Below are 11822 nucleotides of genomic sequence, written 5' to 3'. Positions count from 1 at the left end.
TCGGCCGGGGAATGACAACTTTCTATCTTTGTAATCCTGTTTAAATTCACCAATCCGGCCGTCGCCGGATTACCGCTTGTTCTGCCTGGCCCAGGAATCTTTGAGCGTCACTGTCCGGTTGAACACCATCCTGTCCGCCGTACTGTCCGGATCGACGTAGAAATAGGCCTGCCGCTCGAACTGCACATGGCTGCCGACCGGGCAGGCGGCCAGCGCCGGTTCAATCAGGCACTCGGCCACCCGCTTGGAATCCGGATTGAGCTGGGTCAAAAAGTCGACACCGTCGGCGCCGGGATTTTCGACGTTGAACAAACGGTCATACAACCGGACTTCGGCTTTCCGGGCGGCCGCCGCCGCCACCCAGTGGATGGTGCCTTTGACTTTCCGGCCGTCCGGCGCGTTGCCGCCGCGGGTTTCCGGATCATAAGTGCATTTCAACTCGATAATTCTGCCATCGGCATCTTTGACCACCTCGTTGCATTTGATGAAATAGCCGTAGCGGAGCCGGACTTCCTTGCCGGGCGCCAGCCGGAAGAACCCTTTCGGCGGCTCTTCCATAAAATCGGCCCGGTCGATGTACAATTCGCGTCCGAACGGTACCTGGCGGGTGCCGGCCTCCGGGTCCTCCGGATTGTTGACCGCCTCCAGATATTCGATTTTACCGGCCGGATAATTTTCCAGCGTCACTTTCAGCGGCTCCATCACCGCCAGATAGCGGCCGGAGCGTTTGTTCAAATCCTCGCGGACGCAATATTCCAGCAACGCGACATCGGTGACGCTGTTGAATTTGGTAATGCCGATCATTTCGCAGAATTTCCGGATCGCTTCCGGCGTATAGCCGCGCCGCCGCAGGCCGGACAGCGTCGGCATCCGCGGATCGTCCCAGTTGTCGACGTGATGTTCTTTGACCAACTGCAGCAGCTTGCGCTTGCTCATCACCGTATAAGTCAAATTGAGCCGGGCGAATTCCGTCTGTTCCGGCCGGTCCGGCCACTCCAGCGCTTCCAGCACCCAGTCGTAAAGCGGCCGGTGGATCTCAAATTCCAGCGTGCAGAGCGAATGGGTGACCTGTTCGATGGCGTCCTCCAGGCAATGGGCGAAATCGTACATCGGGTAAATGCACCATTGGTCGCCCTGGCGGAAATGGTGGGCGCGGCGGATCCGGTAAATGACCGGGTCGCGCATATGGATATTCGGAGAGGCCATGTCGATTCTGGCCCGCAGCACCTTTTCGCCGTCGGCAAATTCGCCGGCCCGCATCCGGGCGAAGAGATCGAGATTTTCTTCGACCGACCGGCTGCGTCCAGGCGATTCGAGGCCCGGTTCATAGAGGTTGCCGCGGTATTTTTCCCACTCTTCCGGCGTCAGGTCGCAAACATAGGCCAGCCGGCGCTTGATCAGCTCGACGGCGCATTCGTACATCTTTTCAAAATAATCGGAAGCGAAATAGAGGTGCTCCCCCCAATCGAACCCCAGCCAGTGGATGTCGTTCTTGATCGCTTCGACATACTCCATATCCTCCTTGGTCGGATTGGTGTCGTCCATGCGCAGATGGCAGGCGCCGCCGAATTCCGCCGCGATGCCGAAATCCAGGCAGATGGCTTTGGCATGGCCGATATGCAAATAGCCGTTGGGTTCCGGCGGAAAGCGGGTTTCGACCCGGCCGCCGTGTTTGTTATTTTCCAGATCCTTGACGACCATTTCCCGGATGAAATTGGTCGCCGGTGCCGCATTGTCGCTCATGATGATAAATTCTCCAAGCCTAAATTACAGTTAAGTCAATATCGTCAACTAAGATAACGCTGTTTTCACTTTTTTTCAACCGTGGCATGCCGGGCACCCTTCCCGGAACCGCCGGTGAACAGCCAGAGGAAACACACGGAATTAACGGTCGCCGGCGGCAACTGCGCGGGCGACCGTAAGTTGTCGGATCTGGAGCATTCTGGCATAATAAAGGGTCAACACCAGATCGGTGCCGACCATCAGGAAGTTGATGACGTAGAGGAAAAAAACATAATCGAAGCGGCCGAGGTACTTGTAAAGAATCCCGGCAAAATAGCCGATCAGCACCAGCACGCTGAAACCGAGACTTTTACCGGCCGGATTTTTGGTCCGGATGGTTTTCAGGATGGCGAACGGCCAGCTGAAGCCGAAACAAACCATCATCACCGTCTCGAAAATCGAAATATCCATAGCGGAAAACCCACTTTCATGCTTTTTTATTGCAATTGAATTCCAATAATATACTTCAACTTTTCGCGGAACACAAATCGCTTCCGGCCGGCCGGTTGAAATAGTGTCCGTTTTGTGTCCGGCGGAATCCGGCGGCACCCGGCCGGAAAAATGGATTTGAAAATTGTATTTTCCGGAAAATGTGTCATATTGTAGCCTTGCCCGAGTGCCCCGGTAGCTCAGATGGATAGAGCACCTGACTTCTAATCAGGTGGTCGTGGGTTCGACTCCCGCCCGGGGTACCAACCTTGATCCTTCGTCGAACTTTCGAAATTAAAGAGGAAGCGGGACTTCTCTGCAACCGTTCGAAAATCCCTGCGGCAGCGTTTCCGCCGGTCCGGACGGAGAATCGGTCCGGCATTTCGATTTTTTTTCGATTTTTTTTCGGACAGCTATTGACTTTTTGCCGATTTTTTGCTAAACTATTTCAATAACGATGATATCTAGATATCTAGATAATAATACTGGGAGCAGCCATGACGATCGGTGAACGAATCCGCAAATACATCCAGGACGCTCAGAACAGCGGCGCCTTGAAGCCGGGCGACCGGCTGCCTTCGGTGCCGCAGTTCTGCCAGATTTGCGACGGCAGTTATGCCAGTACGCAGAAGGCGTTGAAAAATCTGGAACGGGAAGGCGTCATCGAGATTGTGCACGGCAACGGCGCCTTCCTGAAGGGGCGCTCCCGGCTGGCGGTCGATTTTTTCATGGACTGCGGCAGTTTCTATCCGCTGCGGCAATTCCAGGAGGAGCTGAACCGCGAGCTGGAAAAGCGGCAGCTTTACCTGGAGGTCAATCTGCGCGATTTCGTGCTGGAAAATTTCGCCGAACCGGTGTTGTCGGCGGAAAAGCGTTTCGCCGTCATCGCCCAGGATGACTGGAATACTTTTCCGGGCAATTTGATGGATTATGCCAATTTTGCCGACTATGGCGAGACCATCGAACAACTCAATGAATATGACCTCGGGTTTCGTTCCGTCCGGATTCCCTATTACACCTTTCTCTACCAGCCGGCAATCAATCCGCAATTCATGAAGCGGATCGATTTCGACCGGGAGCTGGAATTCACTGATTTGCGCTGGTGGGACCAATACCTCGAACAGTGCCGGAAATTCGGCTGCTGCCCGGCCAGCGAGCATTGGCAAATCCATGCGTTGTGGAATTTTCAGTTCGCTTTTTCCCGGATTCTGCCGCTGGTGATCAATGAGCGGCGCAGCCGGGAGGAGCTGCTGCGGCTGCCATTTTTCAATACCGACGCAGGCAGGCGGGGATTGCACATCATGGGCAGCCACACGCTGCTGCCGGATACCAGTTGCGGTTTTTTCCGCGGCGAAGAAGGTGTCTGCCTGATGATGGGAACCTGGATCAGCCGACAGATGGGGGGCAAATTCAAACTGAAACCGGAGGAGTTGCGGATCGTCGCCAACCGGCTCGACGGCCGGAAAATCTGCCAGCACCGGTTGTTTTCGCTGCGGACCTTCATGTATCCCGGGGTGACCGAGGATGAACAGCGGCGGATTTGGGAATTTATCAAGGTTCTGGTTTCCAAGCCGCTGCAGAAATGCCTGGCCGATTGCACCGGCTGCGTGTCGGTGCGGCGCGATATGAAGCCGGCCGACCATCCGTGGGTGACCCGGGAGGATTATCTCGAATTTTTCCCGGAAAAAGGCGACCGGACCATTTCAATCAAGCTGTTGTCGCCGGAATTGACTTCGGCGCTGTCGACGTTGTTCGAACGTTATAAATTTTACGGTGAAGCGCTCGACGACATCGCCCAGTGCATGGACGAGAAGATGAAGAGCATCTGGCTGCCGACATAACAAAGAATTGTTTTTGTGAAAACTTAAGAGAAAAAATTCGGTTCCCGTTAATTACTTACAGTGAAAGGAAAATTTAAAAATGAGAAAAAAATTTACATTGATTGAATTGCTGGTCGTAATTGCAATCATAGCTATTCTCGCCAGTATGTTGCTGCCGGCATTGGCACGGGCGAAAAAAATGGCCAAGCAGGTACACTGCATCAGCAACCACAAGCAAATTTCACTGGGCATGTTTCTGTATTCGGAAGACAGCGATGATTATATGCCGTTGGCCCTGGGGGTGAATGACGGCGTCAACGATCTCTATGTGGTTCAATTTTTCGAGTATGTGACAGGAACGCCGTGGAATATCGACTGGACGAAAAATGGGCGGATGTTCATCTGCGGGGAAGATGCCGGAGCCGACGCCGAACGCAAAGGGGGAATCAGCTACATGTACAATTACCGACTCGGCAATATGTACGTCTATCAGACCAGCGGCGACCAGAATGTCCGGCCGCGCAAACTGTCGGCCTGTCCTTCTCCGGCCACGATGGTGACGCTGATGGATGGCAAAGGAGGCTGGGCCAATCGTTTCCTGTTTGATGTCGCCAATACATCATTACGCGATGCGGCAATCGACACCACAACGAAATTATGGCATTCCCGGAAAACCAATAACTCTTTTGTCGACGGCCATGCCGCCACGGTCGATTTGCGGCCATTGGACGATACCGTGCTGAATCGGGACTATGGATTTTTCGATTGGCCGAATCCACTCTGGTAAGACGGTGGGACCATGAAGCGAATCATTCAAAAATTATGGATGAGCTGGGTGTTGATTAGCGTGACGCTTGCCGCCGGGGCCGGGCCAGCTTCCGTTCTGGCCCAGAATGGGTTCAGTGACTACATGATTGTCGTGGCGCCGGACGCCATTGCGGCTGAAATGACGGCGGCGGTCGAATTACAGACTTTCATCCGGCGGTTGTCCGGTGCGGAGTTGCCGATCATCCGGCAGGAACGGTTTGACGGCCATGCCATTTATGTCGGACAATCCGTTTGGATCGGGCATGCGCTCAATATCGATTTCCGGGAATTGAAGCCGGATGAAATGATATTGAGGCGGCAGGGCGATGATTTATTCCTGTCCGGGGCTCGGCCCCGTGGTACGCTTTATGCCGTTTATACATTGTTGGAAGATGTCTTCGGAGTCCGCTTCTGGACTGAAACGGTGACGGATTGTCCATCCCATTCCATCCTGGAAATGCCGGAGCGGTTGGCGATCCGCTATGCACCGCCTTTCATCGTTCGAGAAGGAAGTTATTGTCTGAACGATCCAGTATTTGCTGCCCGGCGGAAGTTGAACGGGCACTGGCTGGAAATTCCGGAGGAATACGGCGGGCATGAGACAATTCTCGGATTCTGCCATACCTTCGATGTCATTTTGCCGCCGGAAGAATATTTCGACAGTCATCCGGAGTGGTTTGCTGAAATCGACGGCCGCCGCCGCAAAGACAATTCCCAGCTTTGTTTAACCAATCCGGAAATGCGGCGAGAATTCGCCCAAAAGGCAATTGCCTGGATTGGCGACAATCCAAATGCCAAAATTGTGGCGATCAGCCAGGATGACGGCGGCGGCCAGTGCTGCTGCGCAACCTGTGAGAAAGCGCTTTCGGCCGCCGCCGGCCGAGGTTCGGAGGTATTGTTAGATTTTGTCAATGAAATTGCAGCAAAAATCAAGGCTGTTTATCCGGATATTTTGATCGAAACGCTGGCTTACGACTGGACACGCGCGGCACCGGAACAGGTCAGACCGGCCGATAATGTGGTTATCCGACTTTGCGCCTCTTCGACGCCGGATACCAGTGCGGCCCGTCCAATCAATTCGTCATCTCCTTATAACGCTTCGTTCCGGGCCGACGTGAAAGCCTGGTCGGCAAATGCCGCACAATTGGCCGGCTGGCTTTATGTCGCCAATTTTTATAATTTCTTGCTGCCTTATCCGAATTTGCGTTATATTGATGAAGATCTGCGTTTTCTACGGGATCATCAGGCGAAACTGATTTTCTTAAATGCGGATAACGGTTCTCTGCGACTCGGCGATTTTGTCGAAATGCGTATCTGGATCTGCAGTAAATTACTGTGGAATCCGGATCTGTCGGTCGAAACTTTGCGCCGGGAATTCATCGAAGGGTATTATGGTCCGGCCGCGCCGAATTTATTGGAATACTGGTCCTTGCTGGAAACGGAGCTGGCTTCGGAACCGCCGCCGCCTTTGACGTTTACGATGGACAATACTGACAAATGGCTTAGTTTTCCGACTTTATTCAAGGCGTATCTGCTGATGCGGCAGGCACGGAAACAGGTGGCCGGGATGGCGCCTTATGAAAAACGGGTGGAATTGGCGGCTCTTCCCGTCCAGTTCGCATTGCTGCTGCGACCGGAGATAAACGATCCGGCGATGCGGACGGCGGACTCTCCGGAGATTGATCCGGCCGTATTATTGAAAGAAACGCTGCATTCTGCCCATCAATTCGGAACTTACAATTTCAGTGAACATGAACCATTCAGTCAATTGGAACGAAACCTCAAGCTCTCTTATGCCCCGGAGGACGAAGTTCTGCCGGAACGCATTCCGGCCGCCTTTCGGCAATGTCCTCCGGAATCGCTGTTTTTCTTACCGTCGGCCGAGGGGACGCTCGGCGCGAAGGACCTGGAGTTGTTCGTCATCAACGATCCGGAGAGTGTGACCGGCCGCGTGGTCCGGATGCTGGCGCGAAACAACGGCTGGTTTCTGCAGCAGCCGATCCGTTCTCCGGTACCTTACCGCTGCCGGGCGTATGCCGGCCTGCGCGTTGTCGCCCGCCCGGGTGCGGATGAAACGGCGGAGGCGGTGACATTCGGCCTGTATGATCCGGCCGGCCGACAGGGAAAGGCGATCACCTGTACTGTCGCCGAGCTGGCCGGGGACGACTACGTTTATCGGGAGATCGGCGAGTTTGTGTTTCAAGGCGGCGAATACTTTTATTTTGCGGCGGCGGTCAACCCGCAATTGGAGTCGATTCTGGTCGATCAAATCGTTCTGGTCAGAGAAGAAGAACGCGATGCAAAAAAGAGCAATTGAATTGGCTGGCTATCCGAGACGGTCGGCGGCCAGGCGGCAATGCCGGTGCAATCAATCCGCATTCCGCCGGCATCCGGATCGTCCATTTCATTCTTTACCGCGACGACCGGCAGTGATGCGACTGCCGGTTTTTTTTCGCAAAAAAAAAGTGTTTTTCAGCGGTTCCCTATTGACAAAAAAGCAAAAATTTGCTAAATATAGGTTAGATATCTTTTGGTGATCCATTTTCATTTCTAACCACAGGAGGGAACCATGAAACGCCGCAGAAATTTTACATTGATTGAATTGCTGGTCGTAATCGCGATCATCGCCATTCTCGCCAGCATGCTGCTGCCGGCGCTGAGCAAAGCGAAAGCGGCGGCCCAGAGCATCAAGTGCGTTGCCAATTTGAAGCAGATCGGCCTGGGCTGTTTCATGTATGCCGACGACCATCAGGATTGGGCGCTGGCGGTCTACCCGATCACCGGCAACGCCTGGATACCGTGGTTGAAGACGCTGCGGGACGATTACGTCACCTCGCCGGAAGCCTTGCAGTGTCCGCTGGCGCCGAAAGATTGCTTCGAAAAAGAGAAGGAAACCGGTGAAATTGCCAACGGTCAGCATTATCTGGCCCAGAATGCCACTTACGGTTTGAATATCGATTCATTCGGCTACCGGATGGGGGACGACAATCCGTGGTTTCAAAAAACCCATAAATTCGCCGAATTCGCCAACGGCGGCGCTTCCGGCCTGAATATGATCGGCGATACGCCGGCCGTTGCGGAAATAATTGACGGATTTCATTCCGATCAGGGGTTGATGTGTACTGCAAATGGTGGTATTATGCCAACGATTGCCGACGGCGGCTGGTATCCGCTGTATTTGCGGCACGGCAGCCGGCTGAACGTTTTGAAAGCGGACGGCCATGCCGAACAGTTGAACAGCGGCCAGGCGGATGAGGAACGCGCCTGGCTGCCGCGCAGCGGCAGTCCGGGCGGCGCGCTGGTTTTTTGAACAAAAGGTTTTCAAGCTGGGAGAAAACGGATGAAGAAACGATTGTTGGGATTGGCGCTGGGCGTGATTTCGCCTTGTTTGCTGATGGCGGCGGAACCGGTTGCTTTGAGTGATTTCCAGGTGGAACCGGAAACGACCGGCTGGACTTTCCGGGAGGTAAAACCGGAAAAAACCGAAAATGGCTGGCGGTTGACCTATCCCAAGTGGCGGCAGGGGCAGGAAGAGTGGCCGGCGGCCGTCCTCAATGCCGGCGACGGCCTGGCAACGACCGACTGGAGCAAGGAGCAATACCTGGCGTTCCGGTTGTTCAATGAATCGGCGGCATTCACAATTTCGCTGCGGCTGGATGATGCCGAACAACGGCAATACATCGCCCAATTCCCGCTGCCGGCCGGAGAGGAGACGCTCTGTCTGGTCAAGATTGCCGACCTGAAGAAGAGCGGCCTGGCGGTCGAACGGATGGCCAGTTGGAATCTCTGGCTGACCCGGCCGCCGGAGGAGCGGCGGGTGGTTTTGAGCAATTTGGTGTTGACCGACGATCCCTATACGGCAGCCGACTGGCGCCGGAAATGCGACGCGGCGGCTGAACAGGTGGCGGCGGCGGAGACGGAATTGAAAAAACAGCCGGATTCGGCCTTTCGCAAGGCCAGACTGGCGCAATTGGCCGACTGGCGCCAACTGCTCGAAGCGCCGGACCGTCGTTCTGCCCAGCAGGAGTGGTTCGATACCGTCGCGCCGATCAATCTCGCTTCGCTGGCGGCGGCCGCGCAGTTTTTTGCCGCCCGTCCGCAGGAGTGCAGCGTCAGCGCGCTGCCGTCGACGTTGAAACTGCGCCAGGATCAATTTCCGGCCGAAACGATGATTCTGCCGGCGCTGCAACTGGATGCGGCGCGTGGCGAAGGCGAATCGCTGCAGTTGCTGGTCGCCGCCGGCGGCGAGGCCCTTGACGGAATCAAGGTTGCCGTTTCGGCGTTGCGAGACGAAACCGGCAACGAGATCGAACCGAAACTCTACTTGCTCGGCTATGTGCCGGTGAGCAAGCCGACGCCGGCGCCGAACGGTTTCGGCGAAAAAGGACGTTACCCGGACCCGTTATGCCCGAACGAGCCGTTCCGACTGGCGGCTTTTGCCAATCAGGCGCTGTTGCTGACCGTCCGGGTGCCGGAAACGGCCGAGCCGGGCGATTATCGCGGCACGGTGAGCGTCGAATGCGGCGGCCGCACTGAAACGCTGCCGGTGGCGTTGAAGGTCTATCCGGTGACGGTGCCGAAAAATGGCCGCTTGAAAACCTGCTGGATCTATCGCAACGAGGGACGCGATCCGCGTTATTACGGCGCGAATTGGACGAAGGAGATGGAGTTGGCTTTTCTGCGGCAGAACCTGGAATACCGTTTCGATGCCGAAGAGTTCGGCTCCAGCATCGTGCTGCCGTGGGATTCGGTGTTCACGGTCGATGAAAACGGCAAAGTCAGCGCCGACTGGAGCGGCTGGGACCGGGCGGTCGAAACCTGGCGCGCCGCCGGCAAGAACACCTTCCTCGGTTATTATCCGGGCTGGATTACGGCGATGCCGGAATTGAAAGAGCCGGAAATCGAAGCGCAGAAATTACAGTTGACCAGCCGGCATCTGGCCGAAAAAGGCTGGGAGAATGATTTCTACATGTATATCTTCGACGAGCCGGCGCCGGCCGATGCCGACAGGATCAAGGAGGTCTGCCGCTGGATTCACCGCCAGGGCACCAATCTGAACATCCTGCTGACCTCGTGCCACGACAATGAACAAGCCTATCGCGACGACATCGATATTTTCGTGCCGCACGCCAATATTTTCGACGCCGAATTCGGGGAAGAGTGCCGGCGGAACGGCAAACAGTATTGGCAATATACCTGTATCGGTACTGTCGGAACCCGTTATCCGGACAGTTGGAAGATTGATTTCTACGGCACCGGGCACCGGGCGCTCGGCTGGTGGCTGTTCAAATACGGTTCGCAGGGTTATTTGTACTGGGGGCTGGATTACTGGCGGGTCAATCCGTGGGAAGACACCGAAACATTTCCGAACGGCAACGGCGACGGTTCGATGTTCTATCCGGCGCCGGACGGCAAATCGCTGCCCTACCCGTCATTGCGGGCGGAACTGGTGCGGGACGGCTTCGAGGATTACGAACTGCTTTCACTGCTGGCGAAGCGGTATGCCGACAGCCGGGAACCGGAAATTCGGAATTTGCTGGAAGCGGAGGAAATTATTTATGAACCCGACCGGTACAATGAGACCGGCGACCGGGCGCTGCTTGAACAACATCGCCGGCTGCTGGAATGGTTGAGCAAATAAAAAACTTAACGTCCCGGAGCGTACCCGGCGGGCGGACACTGCCGGTCGCTCCGGCTCCACCGGAGCGAAGCTGTATCTGAACCGGCGCCGGTATTTCCGGCGCTTACGTCAAGCCCGGCGGGCAATTATGGCCGGTTACCCTGCCGGAAGCGTTCGCTGCCGGGGGAATGGCCGTAAGCTTGCTTGAACGCCTGGATCAACGCGGCGGCGCTGCTGTAGCCGCATTGCCGGGCGATCGGCTCGAGCGGCTGATCGGTTTTCAACAGCAATTCCCGGGCATGGCTCAAGCGCAGGTCCTTGAGGAATTTACCGGGCGAAAGCTGCAGTTCCCGCCGCATCAGCAGCTTCAACTGGGACAGCGAAATACCGGCGGCGTCGGCGGCGTCGACGATGCTGATCGAACTGGCATGATTCTGGCGCAGGTAGTTGATCGCCCGGTAAAGACGGGGATCGGCTATCGAAAGGATGTCGGTGCTCTGCCGGGTGATGATGGTCATGTTGGTCGGCTGCGGCAACGGATTGGGAACGGGGCGGCCGGCGATGAGGTCGTCGAGCGCTTTGGCCATCAGAACGCCGATTTCATACAGCTCGCCGGCGATCGCCGAAGTCGGCGGCTCGGTATGCAGCGTAATATCCGGTTCGTCGCCGTTGCTGAGCAGCGCGATGTCGTTCGGAATTTTCAGGCCGCAATCCTTGATCGCCCGCGACAGCATCGGCACGTAGGAGATGTTCGGCGAAAAAAGCGCGCAGGGCAGCGGCAGGCCGCGCAGGAAACTGCAGACCCGTTCATAAATCTGCTCGTAAGAGAGTTTGCCGTATTCGCGATTCTCGCCGCTCCAGTAGAGCAGATGCAGCGGCAGGTGGTAGCGCTGCAGCAGGCGCTCCATCTCCTCCTCGATCATCTGGAAACCCGGATAGTACTGCCGGTTTTCTTCGACGGTGGCGAAATGGCGAAAACCGCGATTGTAGAAATATTCCACCGCCAGTTGGGCGGAATAACGCATATTGCCGATGACATTGTAGACGTTCGGCGCGAAAAAAGCGGAACGGGCGACGATGGGAATATCTTTCGACAGCGATTCGAATTGCTCCGGTTCGAGGTAGTCGGTCAGGATGCCGTCGCCGTGCCAGCGGGACGGAAAATGGATCGTCGCCACCTCCAATTGCCAATCCGTCTGTTCCGCATAGTTGAAAATGGCGGACTTCAGTTCCTGAAAAGAGCGGTCCAGATAGAGTAAAATTCGTTTGCGTGTCATCGTTGAAAAAATACTTTCAGCAAATTTTTTGCCGCGATCGCGGCGGCGCGGACGGTATTCGTCCGCGCCGTCGTATAATAGCATTTT

The 11822-nt window shown here is 55.7% G+C and carries 8 protein-coding genes and 1 tRNA gene; 6 read left to right on the top strand and 3 right to left on the bottom strand.

Annotated features, from left to right (window positions below; translation table 11 throughout):
* Window positions 1–69: 69 nt before the first annotated feature.
* Window positions 70–1743, bottom strand: a complete 1674-nt coding sequence (locus HWX74_RS08350; protein ID WP_176013104.1) for a glutamine--tRNA ligase/YqeY domain fusion protein — start codon at window positions 1741–1743, stop codon at window positions 70–72.
* Between the two features lie 141 nt (window positions 1744–1884).
* Window positions 1885–2193 (bottom strand): hypothetical protein, encoded by a 309-nt coding sequence (locus tag HWX74_RS08345; protein WP_176013103.1) that lies wholly within the window; start codon window positions 2191–2193, stop codon window positions 1885–1887.
* 207 nt (window positions 2194–2400) lie between these two features.
* On the opposite strand from HWX74_RS08345, the gene HWX74_RS08340 reads away from it, so the two are divergent.
* The 6 genes from HWX74_RS08340 (at window position 2401) to HWX74_RS08315 (ending at window position 10479) form a co-directional block, all read left to right on the top strand.
* Window positions 2401–2477: transfer RNA gene (locus tag HWX74_RS08340), tRNA-Arg, on the top strand.
* 231 nt (window positions 2478–2708) lie between these two features.
* Entirely contained in the window at window positions 2709–4052 is a 1344-nt protein-coding gene (locus HWX74_RS08335) for a GntR family transcriptional regulator (RefSeq protein ID WP_176013102.1), read from the top strand.
* Window positions 4053–4131: 79 nt separating this feature from the next.
* Window positions 4132–4818: a type II secretion system protein gene (locus HWX74_RS08330; RefSeq protein ID WP_176013101.1), complete on the top strand. Its 687-nt coding sequence runs from the start codon at window positions 4132–4134 to the stop codon at window positions 4816–4818.
* Between the two features lie 12 nt (window positions 4819–4830).
* The gene (locus HWX74_RS08325) at window positions 4831–7155 is read left to right on the top strand and encodes a DUF4838 domain-containing protein (RefSeq protein ID WP_176013100.1); all 2325 of its coding nucleotides are present in this window, start codon (window positions 4831–4833) and stop codon (window positions 7153–7155) included.
* A gap of 252 nt (window positions 7156–7407) precedes the next feature.
* Entirely contained in the window at window positions 7408–8148 is a 741-nt protein-coding gene (locus HWX74_RS08320; protein WP_176013099.1) for a type II secretion system protein, read from the top strand.
* Between the two features lie 30 nt (window positions 8149–8178).
* Window positions 8179–10479: a DUF4091 domain-containing protein gene (locus HWX74_RS08315; protein WP_176013098.1), complete on the top strand. Its 2301-nt coding sequence runs from the start codon at window positions 8179–8181 to the stop codon at window positions 10477–10479.
* Window positions 10480–10604: 125 nt separating this feature from the next.
* On the opposite strand, the gene HWX74_RS08310 is transcribed toward HWX74_RS08315, so the two are convergent.
* On the bottom strand, window positions 10605–11735 hold the full coding sequence (locus HWX74_RS08310) for a helix-turn-helix domain-containing protein (RefSeq protein WP_176013097.1): 1131 nt from the start codon (window positions 11733–11735) through the stop codon (window positions 10605–10607).
* Window positions 11736–11822: the final 87 nt, after the last annotated feature.

The organism is Victivallis sp. Marseille-Q1083 (assembly GCF_903645315.1).
GTDB lineage: Bacteria > Verrucomicrobiota > Lentisphaeria > Victivallales > Victivallaceae > UMGS1518.
This window is presented reverse-complemented; position numbering and strand designations above follow the sequence as displayed.

Excerpts from the sequence above, each read along its gene's own strand:
- HWX74_RS08350 (WP_176013104.1), bottom strand. The coding sequence starts at position 1,743 with ATGAGCGACAATGCGGCACCGGCGACCAATTTCATCCGGGAAATGGTC.
- HWX74_RS08345 (WP_176013103.1), bottom strand. The coding sequence starts at position 2,193 with ATGGATATTTCGATTTTCGAGACGGTGATGATGGTTTGTTTCGGCTTC.
- HWX74_RS08335 (WP_176013102.1), top strand. The coding sequence starts at position 2,709 with ATGACGATCGGTGAACGAATCCGCAAATACATCCAGGACGCTCAGAAC.
- HWX74_RS08330 (WP_176013101.1), top strand. The coding sequence starts at position 4,132 with ATGAGAAAAAAATTTACATTGATTGAATTGCTGGTCGTAATTGCAATC.
- HWX74_RS08325 (WP_176013100.1), top strand. The coding sequence starts at position 4,831 with ATGAAGCGAATCATTCAAAAATTATGGATGAGCTGGGTGTTGATTAGC.
- HWX74_RS08320 (WP_176013099.1), top strand. The coding sequence starts at position 7,408 with ATGAAACGCCGCAGAAATTTTACATTGATTGAATTGCTGGTCGTAATC.
- HWX74_RS08315 (WP_176013098.1), top strand. The coding sequence starts at position 8,179 with ATGAAGAAACGATTGTTGGGATTGGCGCTGGGCGTGATTTCGCCTTGT.
- HWX74_RS08310 (WP_176013097.1), bottom strand. The coding sequence starts at position 11,735 with ATGACACGCAAACGAATTTTACTCTATCTGGACCGCTCTTTTCAGGAA.